Here is a 26846-nt window from a genome sequence, read left to right as displayed (position 1 = left end):
GATGACTGCAAACATTAAAGATATATACGCGCTTTCCCCTACCCAGCGGGGGATGCTCTTTCATACGCTTTATTCCCCTGATTCTGGGGTCTACGTTGTGTCCTATAGTTGTACGTTTCAAGGTGCAATTGACGTCGCTTTATTCGAGAAGGCGTGGAACAAAGTCATCGAACGCCATGACATTTTACGTACCGGTTTCGTATGGGAAGATATCGAGAAGCCTGTGCAGGTCGTCTATGATCAGCTTCACGTTTCACTGGAGCAATACGATTGGCGCGGAATGATAGAAGATCAGCAGCAGGAGCGGTTTGATGCCTATTTACGCGATAACCGCAGCAAAGGGTTTCAATTATCTGAAGTACCACTGATGCGATTGTCGCTTATCCAATTACAAGAGGATTGTTACCAGTTCGTATGGATGTTCCATCATATTTTGTTGGACGGCTGGAGCATCTCCATCGTTATGGGGGAAGTGTTCGCCTTCTATGGCGCATTTATTCAAGGACAAAACTTGCGATTGCCCGGCATCCGTCCATATCGGGACTACATTGCATGGAATCAGAAGCAGGATGTGCAGCAAGCGGAGCAGTTCTGGCGAAATTTGTTGCAGGGGGTCGGCGCACCGACCTCCCTGCCTCCAAGCCGTATAAAGGGGAACAGCGGATACGAAGAAATTGGTACTGCGTTATCTGTAAACGTAACAAATGAACTGCGCAATTTGGCGCGTCAGCATCAATTGACACTCAACACTTTCGTACAGGGGGCATGGGGGTTGCTGCTATCTCGATATACGAGGGAGCAAAATGTAATTTTCGGAGCTACTGTCTCCGGTCGTCCCGCGAATCTTCCAGGTGTTGAATCAATGGTCGGTCTGTTCATTAATACGCTGCCTGTGCGAGTGAACGCTGATCCGCAGATGGATGCCATATCGTATTTAAAACAATTGCAGGAGCTTCAAGCGAGCATTCGAGATTATGAATACTGCCCGCTGTCCGATGTACAGGCGTGGAGTGAGGTAGCACGCGGTCAAGCGCTCTTTGAAAGTATTATTGTGTTCGAGAACTATCCCATTCAGCAAACGAAGGAAGAAGAACGCGGCCTGCTGAATATGATTACAAGGATTCATTCGGAAGAGCAGACAAACTATCCGCTCACGATAAGTGTAGTTCCTGGCGATTTTCTGGAACTATCCATTTCATATGATCGCAGCATATTCGACAAAAACATGATTCAGCAGATGATAGCGAATTTACATACGGTGCTTGAGGCGATGGCTGCTTCATCGACACAGGCGTTGGCATCCATTCCTATCCTTACGCCTGAGGATCGTGAACAAGTGCTTGCGATCTCTGCTGGCGAAGTTATTGATTATGACGCAAGTGGCTGCGTACACGAGCTTATACGTGAGCAAGCAGAACGCACTCCTGATGCATTGGCTGTCGTATGTGGGGCTGTATCGATGACTTATCGGGACTTGAATGGCCAAGCGAACCGAGTCGCAGCTTATTTGCGCCAGCTAGGGGCAGGTCCGGGCAAGCTGGTTGGTCTGTTCTGCGATCGCTCAGTGGAGCTGGCGATAGCGCTGCTGGGTGTCTTGAAGGCGGGTGCTGCATATGTGCCGATAGATCCGGCGTATCCACAGGAGCGCATTGCATACATGATCGACGATGCACAGATGTCATTCCTGCTGACGAAGACGGATCTTGCATCGCAATTGCCAGTGAATAGTGCGACAGTGATTTGTCTTGATGCAGAGCGTGATGCAATCTCTGCCCAATCTGGCGAAGAATTGGAAGCCGATGTAACTGGAGATCATCCTGCCTATGTCATTTATACATCAGGTTCCACGGGGGTGCCGAAAGGCGTTGTCGTTCCGCATCGAGCGATGCTTAATCACAATCTAAGTGCAGCAGCGCATTTTGAATTGACAGCAGCGGATCGCGCATTGCAATTTGCAACGATTAGCTTCGATGCGGCTGTCGAAGAATTTTTCCCGACATGGATTCACGGGGCAGCTCTCGTCATGATGCCGGAAAGGTTAATGAGTCCGGCCGAATGCTGTCAACTGGTGGAGCAGCATCAGATAACGGTGCTTAACTTTCCTACAGCATACTGGCATGAATGGGTAAGCGAGATGGCAGAAGGGACGATCTCGCTGCCATCAACGGTACGCGCCGTTATTGTCGGTGGTGAACGTCCATCACCGGAACGGCTTGCTGATTGGCAGCGTATCGTTGGCAATCAAGTGGCATGGTATAACACCTATGGACCGACCGAAGCAACTGTGAGCTGCACAGTATATCGTGCTACTGATGCAAGTTCAGATGACGAGCTTGTTTACGAAGAGATTCCGATTGGCAGACCTATCGCGAATACCCGTATTTACATCTTAGATGAGAACAAGGATCTGGTACCGATTGGGGTGCCCGGTGAGATGTATATTGGCGGGGCAGGATTGGCCCAAGGATATCTTCATCGGCCAGAACTGACAGCGGAGCGATTCCTTCCGAGTCCATTTGAAGACGGAGAACGATTGTATCGCACCGGGGATATTGGTCGTTATCTGCATGATGGTCAACTTGAATTCTGGGGACGGGTTGATTATCAGGTGAAGATCCGCGGCTTCCGCATTGAGCTGGAGGAGATCGAGGTTGTACTGCTGCGCCATCCGAAGGTGCGCCATGCGATTACGATTGCGCATGCAGATCAGCGTGGTGACAATCGACTGGTTGCTTATGTGGTGCTGCGGGAAGAGGAGCACTTGGAAAATGGCGAACTGCGTCATTATGTGATGGAGCGGCTGCCTGTATATATGGTTCCTGCTGCCATAGTCATATTGCCTGAGCTTCCTCTTACTCCGAGCGGAAAGGTTGATCGCAAAGCGCTGCCAGCGCCTGATTTCTCTCAATTAACTAGAGAACAGGAGTATGTAGCGCCGCGTAATGGCGTTGAGGAAACTCTTTGCCGCATCTGGTCTGAAGTGCTGGGGGTTAATCGTGTCGGCATTTACGATAATTTCTTTGAGCTTGGCGGGGATTCGATTCTGTCTATCCAAGTGGTCTCGAAGGCAGCTCAGGCTGGATTATCGTTGTCACCGCGGCATATCTTCGAGCATCGCACCATCTCGGAACTGTCTGCTGTGGCGAAGTCAGCTGGGATATCCGCAAACGAGCAAGGCATGGTAACAGGGCCGGTTCCGCTAACTCCGAATCAACAGTGGTTTTTCGAGCAAGACATTACGAATCGCCATCAATGGAATCAAGCGATGTTCCTTACAGTCGAACAGCCGGTGCATGTCGTTGCGATGGAGCAAGCGGTAGCGCGGCTTATCGAGCATCATGACGCCTTGCGTATGCACTATACGCTGACAGAGGATTCAACTTGGGTGCAGCACATGGGTGATCGGCTTGAGAAAACACCGTTTGAGCGGGTGGATCTGTCACATGTACCGTCAGACGAGCAGCAAGCAGTGCTGGAGTACAAGGCTGAGGAATATCAACAAAGTCTAAGTTTGAATGGGCCGCTGATCAGAGTTGTGTTGTTCGATCTTGGCCGCCAAGAACGAGCTCATTTGCTCATTACGATTCATCATCTGGTCGTTGATGGTATGTCTTGGCGTATCCTGTTGGAAGATTTGCAAACCGTCTATGAAGCGTTCGTAAAAGGAGAACAGGCGGTGCTCCCACCGAAGACAACCTCGTTCAAGCATTGGTCTGAGCAGCTTGTCAGCTATGCACAATCGGGCGCACTTATGCATGAAGTGAACAATTGGGTAGAAGCTTCGCCTTCACAAATAGCAGCTCTGCCGACCGATTATGAGCTAGATTCGCGAACAGACAAGCTGGTAAATACAGAAGCTTCAACCGCAACTATAGCAGTTGAACTCAGTGAGGCGGAGACACAGTCTCTTTTAAGAGAAGTTCCAAACGCATATCGTACACAGCTTAGAGATGTACTTGTAACGGCACTTGCTCACACGATAGCGGAGTGGACCCAATCCGAGTCAGTTGCTATCGATATGGTAGGGCACGGCCGAGAAGAATTAATGGATGGTGTTGACCTATCACGAACGGTTGGCTGGTTTACGTTTGTATATCCGATCTACCTTGAGATCGATCGTTCTACAGCAGCTAAGCTGGGGGATGCCATTATTCGTACAAAGGAGCGACTTGCTGCGATTCCGAACAACGGTATCGGATACAGCATATTGCGCTGTTTGGGTGATGAGGCGAGTAGAGAGGCGCTGCGTCATTTACCGCAGGCGGCAATCAGCTTCAACTATTTGGAACAGACGAATCAACAACAGAAGCCAGGAGATGGCGAAGGCAGATTCAGCATCGCCACCGAATCGTCGGGTTCTGTATTGCATACAGCGAATAAAAGAACATATTTGCTCGATATCAACGTCATGATCGTCTGCGGCAAGCTGCATATGACGTGGTCGTACAGCAGCGATTTGTATAAGAGCGAGACGATAGAGGAGCTGGCTGGCGAGTATGTTACTGCGCTGCGCGCGCTTATCGCTCACTGCCTGTCAGCCGAAGCGGGCCGTTTTACACCTTCTGACTTCCCGCTGGCGGCTTTGACCCAGGAACAGCTGGATGAGCATCTTGCCAGCTATCGCCAGATCGAAGATATCTATTTGATCTCGCCGATGCAGGAAGGGATGCTGTTCCATGCCATATACTCGCCAGACTCGCAGCTATACTTTGAGCAGTCGAGCTTCGCTCTGCAAGGGAAGCTGAACATAGATGCATTCGAGCAAGCTTGGCAGACAGTGCTCGATCGCCATTCGATATTGCGCAGCGGATTTATGTGGAACGGCGTGGACAAGCCACACCAGTTCGTACTCCGCTCACTTCAAGTGCCGTTTGAACATCAGGATTGGCGAGGCATGGAACAGGAAGAGCAAACAATTCAGTGGGAGAAGCTTCTTGAGCAGGATAAGGAACGGACATTTGATCTTGCAGCACCTCCGCTGATGCGATTTGCGCTCATTCGTACAGAAGAGCAACTGTACAAATTCGTCTGGAGCTTTCACCATATTTTGTTGGATGGTTGGAGCGTGCTTACATTACTTGGCGAAGTGTTGACAAGCTATAATTCGCTCGTTCAAGGGAAGGAGATTCAATTGCTTCCCGTTACTTCAGCCTATCGGGATTATATTGCATGGCTGCAAAGGCAAGATATGCAAGCAGCGGAGGCTTATTGGCGTACGCAGCTAAGCGGCTTCGCTGCTCCAACAGCCCTGCCGATTGAGCGTCGCAAAGGTGAACAGCAAGAGCAAGGCGAGACGAAAGTGACTTACACACTTTCTGCAAAGGCAACAGCACGCTTGCAAGCAATGACAAGGCATTATGACTTGACAATAAGCACCTTAATACAGGGTGCTTGGGGATTATTGCTCAGTCGCTATGCGAACGAAGAAGATGTGCTATTCGGCACGACGGTTGCTGGACGACCGACGGAATTACCGGGCTTCGAATCAATGATTGGCTTATTTATTAACTCGTTGCCGGTGCGTGTAACGGTCGATGAAGAGCAACCCGTTCAACAGTGGTTGAAGCAGCTTAACAAGCAGATGGTCGCTATTCGCCACCAATTCGAGTATAGCCCGCTCGCTCAAGTGCAAGGCTGGAGCGATGTGCCTAACGGAATTTCGTTGTTCGACAGTCTTGTTGTTTTCCAGAACTATCCGGTGCAGGATGTGCCGGAGCAGGATCATCCGGATGCGCTGCAGCTGCACAGCTTCCACACGTCTGAACAGACAAACTATCCGATCACCTTGGTTGCGGAATCTGGCGATGAGCTGCAACTGCAAGTGTTGTTCGATCCGAAGCTGTTTACGGCTTCTAGCGTAGAGCGCATGCTGGTACATCTAGGAACACTGCTGCAGGAGATGGCGAATCGGCCAGCACAGAAAATTGGCAATCTGCAGCTCCTCTCTGAACAGGAGCGCAAGCAGACATTGGTGGAGTGGAACAGCACTCATACCGAGCTCCCGCTTGACAAGACTGTTGCGGAATGGTTCGCAGAGCAGGTGCGGATACAGCCGGGCGCTGTTGCGATTGTATCTGAGAAGCAAGCCGTTACTTACGGCGAGTTAAGCCGCATGGCTGAACGATTAGCGCACAGCTTCATTCAAAATGGTGTTGCAAGTGGCGATATTGTAGCTATCTGCATGGAGCGTTCTATTGAATCAGTAGCAGGTATGCTTGGCATCTGGAAGGTAGGTGGGGCCTACCTGCCGCTAGACTCGACTTATCCACAGGAACGCCTGTCATACATGCTCGCCGAATCGCAAGTGAAGGTACTGCTAACGCAAGAGCGGGTACGTGAGCAGCTGCCTCCATTCGCTGGGCGTATCGTAGTGGTAGAACAGGAACTGCAGGCTGAAGTGGGTGACGGTGCTGAAGTGAATGGAGGATCTGAAGCTGCAGAAGAAGCTGTAAATGCTCAAGTCCAGCTTCCTCCAGCAGCTGGCATGGATCAACTGGCATACGTCATATTTACTTCCGGATCGACAGGTCAGCCGAAAGGGGTAGAGATTACGCACCGCGGCTTGATGAATCTAATCGGATGGCATCGCCGGACATATGACGTTCAGGCAGCCGACCGGGCAACAATGCTGGCAGGTGTTGCTTTCGATGCTTCCGTCTGGGAGTTGTGGCCTTATGTAACGGCAGGAGCCAGCATCTATATTGCAAATGAAGAGACGAGACTGAATCCGGTCGCTTTACGCAACTGGCTGCTCGAAAATGAGATTACACTCTCCTTCATTCCGACGCCGCTTGCTGAGCCGATGCTGACGCTGGAGTGGCCGGATAGATGCAAGCTGCGCGCCATCCTGACTGGTGGTGATCGACTTGCTCAATATCCGCCAGATACACTGCCGTTTGCCTTGCATAATCACTACGGCCCATCGGAATCGACTGTTGTTGCCACGGCTTGTCAAGTTCCGACGCAGTCCAGCAAGTCACCTAGCGAGAGTGCTCCATCCATCGGCCGACCGATCGCCAATATACGGGTATATATATTGGATCGCAAGCTGCGTCCGGTTCCGCAAGGAGTGCCAGGCGAGATGTATGTTGGCGGTGAGGGCCTTGCCCGCGGTTATATGAACCGTCCCGATCTGACGGCAGAGCGGTTCATCGACAGTCCGTTTGTACAAGGAGAACGGCTGTATCGAACAGGAGATCTTGCCAGACATCTGCCAAGCGGTGATATTGAATTTCTCGGACGCAATGATGATCAGGTGAAAATACGCGGCTATCGCATTGAGCTTGGTGAAATTCAAGCGGCCATTGCGGAGCATGCAGCAGTACGAGAGGCTTCCGTCGTCGTACGTGAGGATCGTCCAGGTGATAAGCGATTGGTTGCATACATCGTGCTGCATCAGAAACAGCAGGATGACCAGCATGACGGAGCAGTCCATTCCGTCCGCAGCTACTTGCAGGAACGGCTCCCTGATTACATGGTGCCGCTGGCTTTCGTCACACTTGATGCCCTGCCGCTGACGGCTAACGGCAAGGTAGATCACAAGCAACTGCCTGCACCTGCATGGGAACAGATGTTGAATGCGGGCTCATATGTCGCGCCGCGCAATGAGGTAGAGCGCAGCTTGACAGCTATATGGGAAGAGGTACTCGGTCTTGAGCAGGTTGGCATTCATGACAACTTCTTCGAGCTCGGCGGGGATTCGATATTGAGCATACAGGTGATGTCCCGTGCATCACGCGAAGGCATTCGCTTAACACCAAAGATGATCTTCGGACATCCTACGGTAGCACAGCTCAGCGAAGTTGCCGAATGGTCTGAGCGTACGGTAGCGGAGCAAGGACTGGTTACTGGGCAAGTAGAGTTGACTCCGATACAACAGTGGTTTTTCGAGCAGCCACTTGCTTATAGACATCACTGGAATCAAGCGATGATACTGACTGTACAGCAGCCTGTGCATGTGCAAGCATTGGAGCTGACAATACAAGCGCTTGTGGCCCATCACGATGCATTGCGGATGCGCTTCATGAAGGAAGCTCAGGACTGGAGACAGGATAATCTTGGCTTGGACGAAACGGTCATCCTCGCAACCGAAGATTTGTCGCAGCTCTCGGAATCAGCTCAGTCTGAAGCAATTACATTATTGGCGGAAACTGTGCAGAGCAGCTTGAACATTGAACATGGGCCGCTCATGCGTGCAGTGTTATTCAATCTTGGGGCTAATCAGCCGTCTCGATTGCTGATTGTCACTCACCATCTGGTCATTGATGCGGTGTCGTGGCGCATTATACTGGAAGATCTCGAAGAGGCGTACACACAGGCGTGCCAAGGTATTACGCCACAGCTGCAGCCGAAGACAACTTCCTTCCAGCAATGGAGCGCGCAGCTGCAGCAATACGCGCAATTGGAACAGACACGCAAGGAGGCCTCGTATTGGCTTGCATTGACGGAGCGGGAGTTCGCTTCACTGCCTGTCGATGCTCATCTGACGGACAACGACCGAAGATCGCTGAACACAGCAGCATCGTCCCGTACTGAAGCGGCTGCACTAACGAAAGAGGAAACCCAGGCACTGCTGCAGCAGGTGCCGGCAGTATATCGCACACAGATTAATGATGTCCTGCTTACTGCTCTGATGCTGGCAATGCGCCAATTCACAGGTCAATCTTCGATGTTGATCCATATGGAAGGCCACGGCAGAGAGGAGATTGCGGATGGAGTGGACGTATCCCGTACCGTTGGCTGGTTTACATCCATATATCCAGTGTACTTGGAGCTCGCTCCGGATACAGCTCTGGGTGAAGCACTCTGCTCCATAAAGGAACAGCTTCGTCAAGTCCCAGAGCGCGGATTAGGGTATGGTGTACTTCGTTATCTGTCGGACGATCAACAACTGAGAGCCAAGCTGCAATCGCTGCCTACGCCTGAGATCAGCTTTAACTATTTGGGACAGTTCCATCAGCTGCAGAAGGAGGCAGCAAGCATATTCGGTGCAGCTTCGGAAGATTATGGAGTCGTTCAGAATCCGTCCGATCCGCTCGCCCATCTGCTGGACGTAGCGGGAATCATTGTGGAAGGGCAACTGCAATTGACTTTATCTTACAGCAGCAATCTATTCCGTGAAGAAGAGATGCATGCACTGATTGTGCATTTCGCGCAGTCACTGCGTTCTCTAATCGCACACTGCCAATCAGCGGAAGCAGGTAAATTTACGCCTTCTGACTTCCCGCTTGCCCGTCTGTCACAAGTAGAGATTGACCGCCACCTGACGAATACAGAACAGATTGAGGATGCATACGGCTTAGCTCCGGCTCAAGAGGGGATGCTGTTCCATTCGATCTATGCGCCGTCATCCGGCGTCTATATTCAGCAGGTTAGTTTCACGCTGCAAGGCAGTTTGAATCGGCAGGCGTGGCAACAAGCGTGGAAGATGCTGTGCGATCAGCACCCGATACTGCGGACAGCCTTCCTGTGGGAAGGAATATCTGAACCGCATCAAGTCGTTTATCCGCGCGTCACGATACCGTTCACTGACCTTGATTGGAGTGGGTACGGGGCAGAGGAGCAATCCGCTCTGGTTGCTGAATTTTTACGAGAAGATAGGGTGAAAGGGTTCGTTCTGGATAATGCGCCGCTTATGCGCATGGCTATGATCCGATTGTCTGACGATTGCTGCCAATTCATCTGGACGTTCCATCACCTGCTGCTTGACGGCTGGAGCACACCGATCATACTCGGTGAGCTGGCTACCATCTATCATGCGCTCTGCAGCAAGCAGCCGCTTGAATTGATTGCCGGAAGACCGTATCGCGACTATATCGCTTGGTTATACAAGCAAGATGAACATGAAGCGGAGCAGTTCTGGACGGACAAGTTAAGAGGATTCACTGCGCCGATACGGCTGCCTGTAGAGCGCTCACAGACAGCGGAAGCTGCTGGCAATAAGGATGTCGAGCACCTGCTCTCTAAGGAAGTGACTCAACGCTTGCAGCAGTTGGCGCGTCAGCATAATGTTACGTTGAACACAGTCGTGCAAGGCGCATGGGCCATTTTGCTGTATCGATATACAGGTGAGACGGATGTTGTGTTCGGTTCTACGGTCGCAGGAAGACCAGCGGATCTTCAAGGCTCAGAGCAGATGGTGGGATTATTCATCAACACGCTTCCTGTGCGCGTGCAAGTCAACCCTGATGAAGCAGCTCAGAATTGGCTGAGAAGATTGCAAGATCAGCTGGTCGAGCAGCGCGAATATGAATTCTGTCCGTTAGTAAAAATTCAGAGTTGGAGTGAAGTACCGCGCGGAATCAGCTTATTCGATTCGATTGTCGTGTTCGAGAATTATCCGATTGGGCCGCCAGCTGAGCAAGCAGGTGAAGGAGTAGTCATTACGTCATCTGAGACAATCGACCAGACGAATTACCCATTGATGGTGGCCGCAGTCCCAGGGGAAGAGCTGTCCTTGCGTATTGCTTATGATACGGCCCGTTATGGGGACGATGCTATCAGTCGTATGATGGGGCATCTGACTGCACTGCTAACCGGTCTAGCAGCGGATTGGAGCCAAACTGTAGCTCGTCTGCCGATACTGACTGAAGCTGAGCGCAATGAACTGCTGCCTGCAGAACCGATCTCGATACCAGCTGCGGACGTTCGCTGCATTCACGAATGGTTCGAGCAGCAGGCCGCAGCACGACCAGACAACATTGCTGTTGTTTATGAGAAACATGCACTGACCTACACTGAACTTAACGAGCAAGCGAACCGTCTCGCTCGTTATTTACAGAAGCAAGGAGCAGGCCCTGAAACGATGGTCGGCTTGTGCATGGAGCGATCGCACAACCTGATAGTTTCCATTCTTGGCATTCTCAAGGCGGGAGCCGCTTACGTGCCGCTTGATCCGGTGTATCCGGCAGAACGTCTCAGCTTTATGCTGGAAGATTCGGAGACACCGCTGGTGCTGACACAAGCACAGCACCAAGATTCATTGCCAATAGTTGGAGTACGGATGATCTGTCTGGATGCGATACAGGACGAGCTTGCGCTGGAGAGTGGTGACAACTTGGGCACAACGGCTGCTCCAGACAATCTTGCTTATGTTATTTACACCTCAGGCTCAACCGGCAAGCCAAAAGGGGTTGCCGTATGCCATGAGCATGTCGTGCGGTTGTTTACTTCAACAGAGGCTTGGTACGGTTTCCATGAACAGGATGTATGGACGTTGTTCCACTCGTATGCCTTCGATTTCTCAGTTTGGGAAATGTGGGGAGCACTGCTGTACGGTGGAAAATTAGTTGTTGTTTCCTATTACACGAGCCGTGCAACGGATGAGTTTTATCAATTGCTTGCAGCGGAACAGGTTACGGTGCTGAATCAGACGCCATCCGCTTTCCAACAGCTGATTCGTGCAGAGGAGCAAATGGGAATTGCGGACCTAGCGCTTCGTTATGTCATATTTGGCGGTGAGGCATTGGATCTGCCTGCACTTAGCCCTTGGTTCGAGCGCCATGGAGAGGACTATCCGACGTTAGTCAACATGTATGGCATTACCGAGACGACGGTCCATGTCACCTATCGACCGATTACGATGAAGGATGTGCACGAAGCAAGTGGAAGCCTGATCGGCAAGCCGATTCCCGATTTGCACATTTATGTGCTGGACAGTGCACTGCAGCCTGTGCCTGTTGGTGTGACAGGGGAGATGTATATTGCTGGAGCTGGTGTGACGCGAGGTTATCTGAACCGAGCTGAATTAACCGCAGAAAGATTCATTCCGAATCCGTTCAGCCAACTAACGGAGGCACGCTTGTACAAGAGTGGGGACTTGGCTTGCTGGAAGGCAAATGGAGAGCTTGAATATGTAGGGCGCGCCGATGAGCAGGTTAAAATTCGCGGTTTCCGTATTGAGCTGGGTGAGATTGAGTCCGTGTTGGCTCAATATCCCTCCATACGTGAAGTAACGGTAATGGCTCGTCAAGACGGAGAGGAAGACAAGCGGTTAGTTGCCTATCTGACTACCGAGGATGCAGACATCACAGTAGCCAGTCTTAGAGCCCATCTCGCTAACAGACTGCCCGACTATATGATTCCAGCGGCATTTGTGCTCATGGATGCATTCCCGCTCACCAGCAACGGCAAAGTAGACCGCAAAGCACTTCCGGCTCCCGAGATTTCTCACCTTGATTTGAAGCGAAGCTATGTAGCACCGCGCAATCCGACGGAGGAGAAATTATCGGCAATCTGGGCAGAAGTAATGGGCATCGAGCGGGTCGGAATTGAAGACAATTTCTTTGAATTGGGCGGTCATTCCTTGCTTGCCACTCGTTTGATTTCGCGAATACGCGATGCCTTTCAGGTCGAGGTTCCACTGGCAGCATTATTCGAATCGCCTACAGTAGCATCACTTGTTGCGACAATTCAGCAAGCACAGGAAGAACAAGCCGGCACTGCTATGCTAGACGAGCTTCTCAAGGAGTTGGATGGAATTTCCGAAGAGGAGCTGCTTCAAATGTTGGCAGAGCAAGCGGCGGACAAGGAGAATGAATAGATGAGCGATATGAACACACGGTTGGCCTCATTAACTCCCGAACAACGTCAGATGCTTGTCAAAAAATTAGCAGAGAGGAAGGCGGCCATAAGGCCGTCTCCTACTCCGCAGCCGATTGATCCGCATGGTTCTGTGCTCTCTTATGCACAGCAACGCCTCTGGCTGCTGGATCAACTTGAGCCTAACATGAGCCATTATAACATTCCGTTCTCGCTTCGCTTTAGAAGCAAGCTTGACATATCCGCTCTGCAGCGCAGCTTGACGGAGATTGTACGTAGGCATCAGGCATTGCGAACTCGCTTCATGGAGAGAGCGGACGGTGCTGTGCAAGTAGTTGAACCTATCGAAGCAGATTGGCAGTTCCCGCTGATGCAGGTGAATCTGTCTGATCAGGCAGAAGTGGGCTTGGACCAGGAAGAAGAAGCGCAGCGCCTCGTCAACGAAGAGGCGGGAAAACCGTTTAATCTGGCAACAGGGCCGCTGCTGCGCGGCTTGCTTATTACAGTTGGGGATAACAATCATATCCTGCTTGTCACCTTCCATCATATTGTGTTCGATGGCTGGTCGCTGACGGTGTTCCAGCAGGAGCTGCTGTTATTGTATGAAGCTTATGCGGGAGGGCAATCCTCTCCACTGCCTGACCTGCCGATTCAATATGTTGATTATGCGATCTGGCAGCGCCAATGGTTGACAGAGACCGAATTGCAGCACCAACTGGACTATTGGACAGATAAGCTGGGGGACGCCGACCATGTGTTGGAGCTGCCAACAGATCGTCCGCGTCCAGCGGTTCAGACGTTCCGCGGGGATATTCGTTCACTACATATTGGTGAGCATATCGTTAAGCCGCTGCGGGAATTAAGCCGCAAGGAAGGGGCTTCGCTGTTCATGACGATGCTGGCAGCATTCCAGATCTTCCTTTATCGGTATACGGGCAAGCATGATCTATCTGTCGGCACACCGATTGCGAATCGGGGCATGTCGGAAGTAGAAGGATTAATTGGCTTCTTTGTCAACACGCTCGTTATGCGTGGCGATTTATCCGGAAGCCCGACGTACCGCCAGATGCTTAAGCAGGTGAGAAGGACAGCTTTGGAGGCGTATTCCAATCAGGATTTGTCGTTTGAACGATTGGTCAATGCGCTGCAGCCGGAGCGCTCTGTCAGTCATGCACCGCTGTTCCAAGTGATGTTCACGATGGATGAGGCACAGGTCTCAGACCGCTCCAGTGTAGGGACTGGTGGGCTTGTCGTCGAACCATATACATTTGATAGCCGGAGCGCCAAGTTTGACATTACGCTGATGATTTTTGATACAGGGGACAACGGTGTAGTAGCACAGATGGAGTATAATACTGATCTTTTCCATGAGAGTACCGTGCTGCGCATGCTGCGTCATCTGAACAATCTGCTCGCAGGGATTGCGGCCAATCCGGACAGCCCAATCGGGACATTGCCGCTGCTGGATGATGCAGAAGTTCATGAACTGCTCGTTGCACGCAATCAGACTAGCGCGGTGGGCGATGCAAGCTTGATAAGTCTGCACGAACGAATAGCCGCTCATGCTGAACTGACACCTAATGCGATCGCTGTCGTAGACGGACAGATTACATTGACTTATCGTGAATTAAATCGTCGTGCGAACCAGCTTGCCCATCATGTGCGCAAGCTCGGCATAGGTACGGAGACAATTGCTGGAGTGTTGGCCCATCGGTCGGCGGCACAAGTTATTGCTATAGTAGCCATTATGAAAGCAGGCGGTGCTTATTTGCCTATTGACCCGAACTATCCTCGGGAGCGGATCGCCTACATGATGGAAGACGCTCGAATTCCAGTGTTGATAGCAGAGAAATCATTACAAACTCATCTTCCGCAGCATTCAGATGCAACAATTGTATGGATCGATGATATAGCCGCGTATGCCGAAGAGGAAGGCGAAGTTCCGCCTGATTTATGCACCTCTCCAAGCCAACTGGCCTATGTTATTTATACGTCCGGTTCGACAGGGAAACCGAAAGGCGTTCAGATCGAGCATGCTGGTCTAATGAATTTGGTGCAATGGCATATACACGAATATGCGATGACCGCGGCGGATCGGGCGACATTGTTCGCAGGGCCTGCATTCGATGCTTCTGTATGGGAGTTATGGCCGACATTAGCAGCGGGAGCTTCCATCTACATTCCGCACGAGGAGCTGCGAACCGATCCAATTGGACTGCGTGACTGGATGGTGCAAAGCGGAATTACGCTCAGCTTTTTACCGACTCCGATGGCCGAAGCGGTTATTTCGTTAGATTGGCCTGCACCGTGCGCACTGCGGTATTTGTTGACTGGTGGAGACCGACTGCGCTTATTTCCGGCAGACAACCTGCCATTTCAGCTTGTGAACCATTATGGACCTACAGAGTCGACAGTCGTTGCCATTGCAGGTCACGTTCCGACTGTATCTGCGAACGGGGGTCAGCTTCATCTTCCTTCCATTGGCCATCCAATAGCCAATACAGAAATTTATTTGCTGGGTGAGCATATGCAGATTGTTCCTGATGGCGTTGCAGGTGAAATCTACGTTGGTGGCAGCGGATTGGCACGCGGATATTTGCACCAGCCGAAGCTTACCGCCGAGAAGTTCGTTCCAAGTCCGTTCCAGCCTGAACGCTTGCTCTACCGCACGGGCGACTTGGCACGGTATAACGCAGCTGGTGCGATTGAATTTATCGGGCGTGCAGATGATCAAGTGAAAGTTCGCGGCTACCGAATCGAGCTGGGTGAAGTAGAAAAAGCGATAACGGAGCATGCTGCAGTTAAAGAGGCGGTCGCGCTTGTGAAAGAGGTACGTTCAGGCGATCGGAGACTGGTTGCGTATGTAGTGTCGGAAGAACACGATGCACACAGTGCATTCACAGCAGAGCTTCGTACTTACTTGCGTACGAAATTGCCTGAATATATGGTTCCAGCCGCCTTCGTCATGTTGGAGCAACTGCCAATTACCCCGAATGGCAAGGTGGATCGCAAGGCGCTTCCTGAACCAGAGTTTACAGTGGAGACGCAAGCTTATGTGGCGCCGCGCACAGCCAAAGAGGCGCAGCTTGCTGCCATATGGGCAGATGTGCTTGGCGTAGAGCAGGTGGGCATCCACGACAATTTCTTCGAATTGGGCGGAGACTCGATCTTGAGCATCCAGATTGTCAGCCGTGCTCGGCAGAGTGGATTGCAGCTTACACCTAAGATGCTGTTCCAGCATCAGACAATTGCCGATTTGGCTGCAGAAATTCGTGAAGGGGCAGGCGTGGAGGCAGAGCAGGGCATCGTAACCGGAGAAGTACCGCTTACGCCAATTCAGCGCTGGTTTTTTTCCCAACCGATGCAAGCGCACCATCATTTCAATCAGTCCATGATGTTTATTGTTCATCCATCCGTCCAGCAACAGATGCTGCGTGAAGTTGTTCGGCAGCTAATCCATCATCATGATGCTTTGCGCCTGCAATATACAGCTGGAGATGCAGGTTGGGAGCAATATAATGCGGGCGTTACCGAAGAAGTTCCATTTACTTGCGTAGATGTAAGTGGATTGCGTGCAGAAGAGCAGACAGCTATGATCGAGCGCATCGCAGCGGAAGCACAGCAAAGTCTCGATCTAAATGCAGGTGTACTGCTGCAGGCTGTCTATTTCAACTTGGGCGCAGACCAAGCAGGCCGCTTGCTCATCGTCATCCATCATCTCGGCGTGGACGGTGTCTCTTGGCGAATTCTGATGGAGGATTTATATCGAATTGGCCAAAATGTAGCAGCAGGTGAGTCGATTAGACTTCCAGCGAAGACTACCGCATTCCGTGACTGGGCGAAAAAGCTGGCCGAATATGCAACCTCAGATAAGGTGCTAATAGAGGCGGACTACTGGCTTGATGAGAAACGCAAACACATCCCATCACTGCCTGTCGACTTCATACATGGCGAGAACATGAATGCGACGACACAGGATATTATGGTGGAGCTTCCGCCTGAAGAGACACAGATGCTGCTGCAGGACGTTCCGCATGCGTACCGGACTCATATTAATGATGTCCTGCTTACTGCGCTGCTGCTTGCCATATCAGATTGGTCAGGGCATGACAAGCTGCTGCTTCATATGGAAGGGCATGGACGCGAAGAGCTGTTCGATGAGGTTGACTTGTCACGGACGGTAGGCTGGTTTACTTCGATGTATCCTGTGCTTCTGGAGCGAAGCAGCAAAAGAGAGCTCGGTGCCGAGCTGAAGTCGGTGAAGGAGCAGTTGCGTCTGGTGCCGAATAATGGGATCGGATACGGTATGCTTCGGTATATGGGCAGCAAGGAGCAGGCACAAATGCTCGAAGCGCTGCCGAAACCGCAGGTCAGCTTCAACTACTTGGGACAATTCGATCAAGTGCTGAGCAGCGGGGAGGACGGTCTATTCGGACAAGCTCCTGAACGTACTGGATCTGAACAGAGTCTGCAAGAGAAAAGGGCCCATCTGCTTGATATTACCGGACTTGTTGCAGGAGGCTCGCTGCGGCTGACGTGGACATATAGTGAGAACCTGTACTTGAGTGAAAGTATAGAACAGCTTGCCGTGCTGTACATGGAACAACTACGCGCTATTATTGCACATTGCCGTTTGCCGGAATCACGCGGAGTTACACCGTCTGACTTTCCGCTTGCACGCTTGACGCAAGAGCAGCTCGATCAGCTGGCCGGCACTGGTCAAGGTGTCGAGGATATCTATACATTATCTCCAATGCAGCAAGGCATGTTGTTCCACGCAGCGTTCACACCGGATTCACACGCATATTTTGAACAAATGAGCTGGATACTGCAGGGAGACTTCCATCCGGCGGCGATGGAGCAGGCATGGAATCGGGTTGTCGAACGGCATTCCATTTTACGTACCGCTTTTTACTGGGAGGAACTGAATGAACCGCATCAAGTTGTGTACAACCATGTAACTGTTCCGGTCGAATATTACGATTGGCGGACATGGACAGAGGCGGAGCGCGAGGCGAAGACAGAAGCATTCTTGCGTGAGGATCGAATAAGAGGCTTCAAGCTGACGGAGGCGCCGTTAATGCGCATTACGATGATTCGTCTCACTGATGAGAGTTCGCTGTTCTTATGGAGCTATCACCATCTGCTGCTCGACGGATGGAGCATGAATGCTTTGATTGCAGAAGTGCTGCAAGTATATGAGGCAGTTGTCCGCTCGGGAGAGCAGCCTGTGGAGCTCGTATTCGAGCAGGTTCGACCGTATCGAGACTACATTGGCTGGCTGCAGCAGCAAGATATGGAGCGGGCGAAGCAGTACTGGCGCGATTCCTTGCACGGCATTCATGCGCCTACGCCTTTGACAGTAGACCGCTTGCTTCCGGCTAATACTGAGTCCCAGGGAGAGTTCAGCAGCATCAAGATCACATTGCCTGCTACATTGAACGACAATATACAGGCCTTCACTCGGCAGCACCAAGTAACACCCAATACGCTGGTGCAAAGTGCATGGGCACTCTTGCTGAGAAGATACAGTGGCGAGGAGGATGTCGTGTTCGGTGCGACTGTTTCGGGTCGTCCTGCTGATCTGATCGGCGTGGAGTCGATGATGGGCATTTTCATTAATACGCTGCCTGTTCGGATTCATGTGCCAGACGATGAGACGATTCTGACATGGGTGCAAGATGTGCAGGCGAAGCAGGTGGAACAGCGGGAATACGAATATAGCCCGTTGTCGATGATTCAGAACTGCAGTGAGCTCGCCCAAGGAGCGCCGCTGTTCGACAGCTTGTTTGTTTTCGAAAATTATCCGGTCAGTGCCGGAAACAGTGAAGGCAGTGATGCAGGCGGGTTAACGGTTAGTTCGATGTATCTGTTCGAGCAGACGAATTATCCGCTTACCTTGCTCGTCGTTCCTGATAATGGATTCGACTTAGTCATTACATATGACCAGCAGCGGTTCGAAGCTGGCGCGATTACAAGAATGTTGAATCATCTAATCGTGCTGCTGCAAGGCATGTGCAGTCATCCAGAGCAGCCTGTCCAAGTGCTGACTATGCTGAGCGAAGAAGAGCACCAGCTTCTGCTTACCGAATGGAACCGGACAGATGCTCCATATCAACTGGAACAATGCATTCATCATCTGTTCGAGCAGCAGGTGGAACGTACGCCTGCCTTGCCTGCACTTCGTTATGAGGAACAGGTGTTGACATATGCCGAATTGAATGCCGAAGCAAATCGGCTTGCCCGATATTTGCAGCGAAAAGGTGTCGGTCCAGAGGTTCCTGTGGCAGTATGTATGGAGCGCTCGATCGATATGGTGGTTGGTCTGCTTGCGATATTGAAGGCTGGCGGCGCATATGTGCCGATGGATCCGGATTATCCACATGATCGGCTTGCGTTCATGTTCGAGGATACGAACGCACCACTGCTGCTTACGCAGCGTCACTTGCTTGAGCGGATCCCTGAATATGCAGGACAAGCCGTATGCATGGATGAGCAGCGGCAGTACATTGCAGCAGAGAGCGATGCACCGCTGAACATCAAGGTATCTCCTGACAACATGTGCTACATCATTTATACATCAGGTTCAACCGGAAGGCCCAAAGGGGTCGTCAATATTCATCGTGCTGTTGTCAACCGGCTCCTCTGGATGCAGGAGGCATATCAGCTTACATCAGAAGATCGTGTTCTGCAAAAAACACCGTTCAGCTTCGATGTATCCGTATGGGAATTTTTCTGGCCGATAATGACGGGAGCTACGCTTGTCGTTGCTGCACCTGGAGGACACCGTGATCCTGCATATCTGCGTGATCTTATTCGTCAGGAACGAATTACGACACTGCACTTCGTTCCATCAATGCTGCAGGCCTTCCTGGAAGAAGAAGGTGTTGAGCATTGCACTACGATTCGTCAGGTTATGTGCAGTGGGGAAGCACTTTCCTATGACTATCAGGAGCGCTTCTTTGCCAAGCTGGACGCACAGCTTCACAATCTGTACGGCCCTACAGAAGCGGCTATCGATGTTACGCACTGGACATGCCGCCGGGATACGGCATTGCGGACCGTTCCGATCGGGATGCCGATTGCGAACATTCAGATCTATTTGCTCGATCAGGAGCTTCGTCCTGTGCCGATCGGGGTGCCTGGGGAGCTGCATATCGGCGGCGTTGGGCTGGCGCGCGGCTATTGGAATCGCGAGGCGCTGACGGAAGAGAAGTTTATTCGCAATCCATTTGATCCTTCGATGCAATCCCGTCTATATAAGACAGGAGATCTGGCACGATATATGCCGGACGGTGTGATCGAATATATGGGGCGTATCGACCATCAGGTTAAAATTCGCGGGTTCCGCATTGAGCTTGGGGAAATTGAAAGTGTGCTTACGGCACATCCGAACATTAAGGAAGCGGCCGTCGTAACACGGGAAGATACCCCTGGGCATAAACGTCTCGTTGCTTATGTCGTCGCAGAAGAAGCTAAAGAAGTGCAGGCTGCGCAGCTCAGCAGCTACCTGCTGGAAATATTGCCTGATTATATGGTTCCAGCATCGTATACGTTCTTGAAGGCGATGCCGCTGTCGCCTAACGGCAAGCTGGATCGCAAAGCTTTGCCTGCTCCGCAGGATGCGCGCCTCGTATCCGGCAAGCCTTATGCTCCGCCACGCAATGCGATAGAGAGAACGCTGGCTCAAGTATGGGCAGACGTATTGGGTGTGAAGCAGGTAAGCATACATGACAATTATTTCGAATTGGGCGGGGACTCGATTCTCAGCATGCAGATTGTATCGCGTGCACGTCAAGCAGGAGTGCATCTGACACCTAAGCTTGTATTCCACAACCCGACAATTGCACAATTGGCGGCAGTAGCTAAGGAAAAAGTAGTGGTGGCAGAGCAAGTGGAAGTAACGGGAGAAGTTGAATTGACGCCAATTCAGCGTTGGTTCTTCGACAAAGAAATGATCGATCGGCATCACTGGAATCAATCGATGCTGTTGTCCGTGCGTCCTCCGGTAAATCGTCACGCCATAGAGCAGGCGATAGCTCATTTGCTGAAGCAGCATGATGCGCTGCGGCTTCGCTTTATTCCAGTGGGTGACGGTTGGAAGCAGGTGTCTGCTCCTGTTGGCTCTGATATGCCATTAGAGTGGGTAGATCTGTCGAATTGCTCAGAAGATCGCAGACTGACTGCCATCCAAGCAGAGACCGCACGGCTGCAATCCAGTCTCGATCTGACAGCTGGGCCGATTATACGGGCAGCTCTGTTTGATTGCGGTGAACACGATGCTGCTAGACTGTTCATCGTCATTCACCATCTAGCAGTAGATGCAGTGTCATGGCGGATTGTGATGGAAGATCTGGAGACGGCTTATGCGCAGTTACTTCAAAATGAACCCGTTCAGCTCCCGCCCAAAACGACGTCATACCGCCAATTTGCAGCCCGCATGAAGGAGTATGCGCAATCTGAAGCAGTTAAACGCGAGCTGTATTATTGGTCGAGTCATAATGACGGCACAGAGCTGCATATGCCGTTCATGAAGGAGATCGATCATGTTGAAGCTGCACGCAAGCTGAATACAGTTAGCTCGACCCGTACTGTCAATATTTCTCTATCTGCAGAGGAGACGAAGGCATTGCTGCAGGAGGTGCCGCTTGCTTATCGTACTCAGATTAATGATGTACTGCTGACTGCATTGCTCCTTGCCTTCAATAAGTGGTCAGGGCAAATGATACTGCAAATTGATATGGAAGGTCATGGTCGAGAAGATATATTCGAAGAGTTCGACTTGTCACGTACAGTTGGCTGGTTCACCTCGGTCTTCCCGGTTCGACTTGAAGTGTTTGCAGCAGAGAGTGTCGAGTTCACACTCAAGCGTGTTAAAGAGTTCATGCGGAATATTCCACAGCGGGGGCTTGGATACGGTCTGCTGCGCTATGTTAATGAAGATGAAGAAGTTCGCCAGTTAATGGACTTGCGTCCAGATTCGCTGATTATGTTCAATTATTTGGGACAGATCGATCAAGGCGTTGCCGCTGATACGCTGTTGGCGAGCGCATATGAGGAAACGGCACTTGACAGCAGTTCGCATGGGCTTAGACGCTATCTGCTGGACATTGCTGGAATGGTTACGAATGGCGAATTTCATCTTGGCTTCATGTACAGTGAACATCTTTTCCGTGCTGAAACGATTGAACAACTGTCGGAGCTGTTCTTGTCTGCTCTTCATACTATTATCGATCATTGCCGTCAACCTCAGGCAGGCGGAATTACGCCGTCTGACTTCCCGTTGGCCAAGCTGCCGCAAGTACAGCTTGATCAATTGTATGCGAAGGATCAACACATCCGTGATCTGTATCCGCTGACTCCGATGCAAGCGGGAATGTTATTCCACTCCCTCGCGGAGCCGCATTCAGGAATGTATTGTGAGCAGAACACTTTCACGCTGCAAGGCAGATTCCAGGCAATGGCGTTCGTGCAGGCGTGGCAACAGGTTATGGAGCGGCACGCAGTGCTTCGTACTCGCATTGAGTGGGAGGGGCTAGATCATCCGGTGCAGATATTGGTCGATGACCTTTCTGTTCCGTTCAATGAGCTGGATTGGAGCATGCTGTCTGCACATGAACAGGAACGCAAGCTGCAATTATTTTTAGAGGAAGATCGCCGAACTGGCTTTGACTTTACTCGGGCACCAATTATGCGTATGGCCATTATTCACTTAGATGCCAATACAGTCAAATTCGTATGGACGTTCCACCATCTGCTGCTCGACGGATGGAGCAACCCGATTGTCGTTCAGGAGTGCTTCGCTCTGTATGAGTCCATTGTGACAGGCACGGAAATTCAATTGGAGGCGGTTCGCTCCTACAGGGATTATATGTATTGGCTGCATGAACAGGATCAAGTGGCGGCGGAATCGTTCTGGACAACCTATTTGTCCGGTATCGAGGCGCCTATACAATTGCCGCTGGATCGACCAACAGCTGTTGAATCATCTGGCTTTGCAGAGGTTGTTCTGTATGTAGATGAGCCATTGACTGCATCGCTGAACAGCTTGGCGCGCATGCATCAGTTGACGCTCAGTACGATTGTACAAGGTGCATGGGGGCTGCTGCTAAGCCGTTATAGCGGAGAATCCGATGTGCTGTTCGGAGCAACTGTCGCAGGACGGCCTGCTGAGCTGGAGGGCGTTGAGACAATCGTCGGCTTGTTCATCAACACACTGCCTGTAAGAACGAAGATATCGGCTCATATGGACGTCATATCCTGGCTGTGCGACCTGCAAACTTGGCAGACGGACAAGCAGCAGTACGAATATGCGGCACTTAGTCAGATTCAGTCGTGGAGTGATATGCCGCAAGGAACACCGCTGTTCGACAGCATTATCGTATATGAGAACTATCCGATTCAAGTTACGATATCGGAGCCGGGAAGCATGGATAGGTCTGCTATAGATAAAAACGACAGAATAGTTCGTGCAGGGGATGAAGCAGGACATCCAGCAGAGATTGATTTAGCTGATGTAAAAGACAATCAGAAAGCTGACACAGCTAACGAGACTGGAGGCGTGCAGCTGCTTGGTGTACAGTCTTTCGAACGAACGAACTATCCGATTACATTGACTGCTGTGCCTGGGGATGCGCTGGAGCTGCAGATTGGTTACGATACGACGCGATATTCTTCCACCGACATGGAGCGGATGCTGCTGCACTTGCGCAATCTTCTGCAGGGCATCGCATCTCATCCAGATGGGCTGGTTGTAGAAGTGCCGATGCTTGGAGATGCCGAGGGAGACCAGTTGCTGCTGAACTGGAATGAGACGATGGCAGAGTACCCGTCAGGCTGTGTGCATCAGCTCATCGAAGCACAGGCGCTCGCTGCACCAGAGCGGACGGCGCTCGTCGTTGGACAAGACATGCTCACATACGGGGAGCTGAACGAGCGCGCCAACCGACTGGCTCATTATTTGCGGAAGCTGGGCGCAGGACCAGAAGTATTGGTCGGCATCTGTGCGGAGCGTTCTACAGAGCTAGCGGTCGGCATCTTAGGCATCTTGAAGTCCGGCGCTGCCTATGTCCCGATTGATGCCGCATATCCGGCAGAGCGAATTGCGTATATGATCGAAGATGCGTGCATGCCGCTGCTGCTGACACAAGAGCGCCTCATTCGGCAGTTGCCGCAGCATGAGGCGACGATCGTGCGGCTGGATGCCGATTGGGAGGCAATTGCGAAGGAGTCGGCGGATGCAGTTATAAGCGGAGTAGGCGAAGAGAACGCGGCGTACGTGATTTACACATCAGGTTCAACCGGACAGCCGAAAGGCGTCGTCGTTACGCACGCTGCCATGGTGAACCACAATCACAGTGCGGTGTCGCTGTACGAGCTGACCGAAGCAGACCGTGTGCTTCAATTCGCGACCATTAGCTTCGATGCTGCAATTGAAGAGCTGTTCCCGACATGGCTGTGCGGCGCAGCATTAGTCATGCCGGAGGAGCGCCTGCTCAGCATATCCGGCTTCACGGAGCTTATTGAAAGAGAGCGGCTCAGTGTGCTCAACCTGCCGACAGCATATTGGCATGAGTGGGTAAATGAGCTGGCAGCAGGGCGGGCTCCGCTGCCGAGCAGCATTCGCACGGTCATCATCGGCGGAGAGCGGCCATCGCCGGAGCGGTTCGCGGAATGGCAGCAGCTTGCAGGTAGACGCGTGGCGTGGTACAACACGTACGGCCCAACGGAAGCGACAGTCATCAGCACGGCATTCCGTGCACCAGTGCCGGATGAGAATGGAGGGCCGACATACAGCGAAGTTCCAATAGGACGTCCGATTGCCAATACGCAAGTGTACATCCTGGACAAGCATATGCAGCCCGTGCCGACAGGCGTGCCTGGCGAGCTGTACATTGGAGGAAGAGGTCTGGCGCGTGGATATTGGAACAAGCCGGAACTGACCGATGCTGTGTTTATCTCGAATCCGTTTGCAGCTGGAGAACGGCTGTACCGGACAGGAGATCTGGCGAGATATGTACAGAACGGTGATATTGAATACTTAGGTCGCACCGATTATCAGGTGAAAATTCGCGGCTTCCGCATCGAGCTTGAAGAAGTGGAATCTGCGCTTGCCCAGCAGGATGGGGTGAAACACGCACTTGCACTTGCCCGTGAAGATCAAGCGGGCGGGCAGCGCCTCATTGCTTATGTTGTGGCTGAAAATGAAGCCGATGTCGACATAGCAAATATGCAGCAAGCGCTGAAAGAGCGATTACCGGCCTATATGATTCCGTCTGCGATTGTGCTGTTGGATGAATTGCCGCTTACGGCGAATGGCAAGGTGGATCGCCGAGTGTTGCCGATGCCTAACGAGCATCTCCTTGAAGGGAACACGGTACAAGCAGCACCACGCAACTTGACAGAGTTCCAGCTGAAGCAGATTTTTGAGGACATGCTGCAAGTAAGTGATGTAGGAATCCATGATCATTTCTACGATCTAGGCGGACATTCCTTGCTTGCGATTCGAGCCATTGCTCGAATCAAGCAGCAATTCAACTGCGAGCTTCCGATCAGTATTGTTCTTGAAAAAGGGACAATCGCCGAATTGGCCAAGGAAATTTTATACAGCGATACGCAAGCACCGTTCTCGACACTTGTCACGCTACAGCCGAAGGGGACGCAGATTCCAATCTTCTTCGTCCATCCGGCGGGTGGCCTCGTGCTTAGCTATACGACGCTGTCCAAGCATCTGGGGAGCGATCAGCCATTTTATGCCTTCCAGTCTCGGGCATTAAACGGGGAAAGAACAGGACTTATCGAGGATATGGCAGCCGATTACATCACCGAGCTTCGTTCTGTACTGCCACATGGACCTTATCGGCTTGGCGGCTGGTCCATTGGCGGAACGATTGCTTTCGAGATGGCTCGTCAGCTTGTGCAGCAGGGAGAAGTGATCTCTGATCTTGTTTTACTGGATACTCCGGCTAAATATGCCGATGAGGATGAGGATATGGCACTCAGCGATGCAGAGCTGTGGTCCAAACTTATCGACCTTCCATTAGGCGAACTGCAGCAGGTTGAACCGAATAGGCAGCTAGATGAGTTGTTGGCTGAGGCGAAGAAGCGTAAAATCGCTGCTGAGGATATGACAGTGGAACATGTTAGAACTTTGCTCCAAGTATACCGTGATAATTCGATAGCGACTACAGCTTACAAGCCTGAGATGTATAATGGCCGATTGACGTTGATTCGTATACATGACGAAAGTGCAGCATATCAGGAGGAAACAATGGGTTGGAACTCGCTGGCAAAGCATGGTGTAGATGTCTATTATGTTGAAGGTGAGCATCACACAATGATGGATTTGCCGTATGTGGAGGCCGTAGCGCACCATATGCTTCACTCGTTCCTTAACTAATTCAGCTAGGGGGGAGAAGGTGTGTATTCTCCCCCCTCTAAGCTGACTAATACACAGAAGGAGTGCTTGAAATGAGTACAGTGACTGTAAACAATCGATGGATCGTTTGTCCGAAGCCTAATCCCAATGCTACATTTCGTCTATTCTGTTTCCCATTTGCAGGGGGATCCGCATCCGTGTTTCGTACATGGCATAAGAAGCTGCCAGACTATCTTGAGGTATGCTCGATACAGTATCCAGGCAGAGGTACATGGATGGGGGAAACATTTTATACGGACACCAAATCGATGGTTGAAGCGGCAGCGCAGGCGATTCGCTCTCATCTGGACAAGCCCTTTCTTTTCTATGGGCACAGCATGGGGGCCATTATTGCCTTTGAGCTTGCGCGATATTGTGCGGAGCAATTCGGTCGGCGCCCGATTCTGCTGATGGTTGGAGGGCGCAATGCGCCTGATGCGGATCGAGAGATCGAGCCGATCTACCATCTGCCTGAAGCAGAATTTCGTGCTGGACTGCGAACATATGGTGGAACACCAGATGAAGTGCTAGCGAATGACGAACTGATGGATTTGTTCTCACCAATATTGCGTGCCGATTTTCAATTGTCCGAAACATACTCCTACGAAGGTGGAAAAGTGACTTGTCCAATTGTTGCTTGGGGTGGATATGATGATCATATGGTGCCTGAGGACAATTTGCGTGATTGGAAGAGATTCACGGATTCACGATTTACATGCGAGATGCTGCCTGGAGGACATTTTTTCTTGCAAAGCCACCAAGAAGAACTGCTTATTAGAGTGAAGAGAGAATTAGAACTGCTTACTCAATTATCAATTTGGGGCCGATTACAGTAATGCAATTTCCTATAATTATGTTATAATATACCTGAATTTAACAGAATAGGGTT

The 26846-nt window shown here is 51.4% G+C and carries 3 protein-coding genes; all 3 read left to right on the top strand.

Annotated features, from left to right (window positions below; genetic code table 11):
* Position 1 precedes the first annotated feature (1 nt).
* The 3 genes from NO352_RS11715 (at position 2) to NO352_RS11705 (ending at position 26793) form a co-directional block, all read left to right on the top strand.
* Positions 2 to 12541, top strand: a complete 12540-nt coding sequence (locus NO352_RS11715) for a non-ribosomal peptide synthetase (protein WP_289355734.1) — start codon at positions 2 to 4, stop codon at positions 12539 to 12541.
* Positions 12542 to 25939: an amino acid adenylation domain-containing protein gene (locus NO352_RS11710; RefSeq protein ID WP_289355733.1), complete on the top strand. Its 13398-nt coding sequence runs from the start codon at positions 12542 to 12544 to the stop codon at positions 25937 to 25939.
* A 71-nt stretch (positions 25940 to 26010) separates the two neighbouring features.
* Positions 26011 to 26793: a thioesterase II family protein gene (locus tag NO352_RS11705; protein WP_163977462.1), complete on the top strand. Its 783-nt coding sequence runs from the start codon at positions 26011 to 26013 to the stop codon at positions 26791 to 26793.
* Positions 26794 to 26846: the final 53 nt, after the last annotated feature.

Origin of the sequence: Paenibacillus sp. S-12 (genome assembly GCF_030363895.1) — a bacterium.
Classification (GTDB): Bacteria; Bacillota; Bacilli; order Paenibacillales; family Paenibacillaceae; genus Paenibacillus_B; species Paenibacillus_B alvei.
This window is presented reverse-complemented; position numbering and strand designations above follow the sequence as displayed.

Coding starts and splice junctions, on each gene's coding strand:
- NO352_RS11715 (WP_289355734.1), top strand. CDS start 2: ATGACTGCAAACATTAAAGATATATACGCGCTTTCCCCTACCCAGCGG.
- NO352_RS11710 (WP_289355733.1), top strand. CDS start 12,542: ATGAGCGATATGAACACACGGTTGGCCTCATTAACTCCCGAACAACGT.
- NO352_RS11705 (WP_163977462.1), top strand. CDS start 26,011: ATGAGTACAGTGACTGTAAACAATCGATGGATCGTTTGTCCGAAGCCT.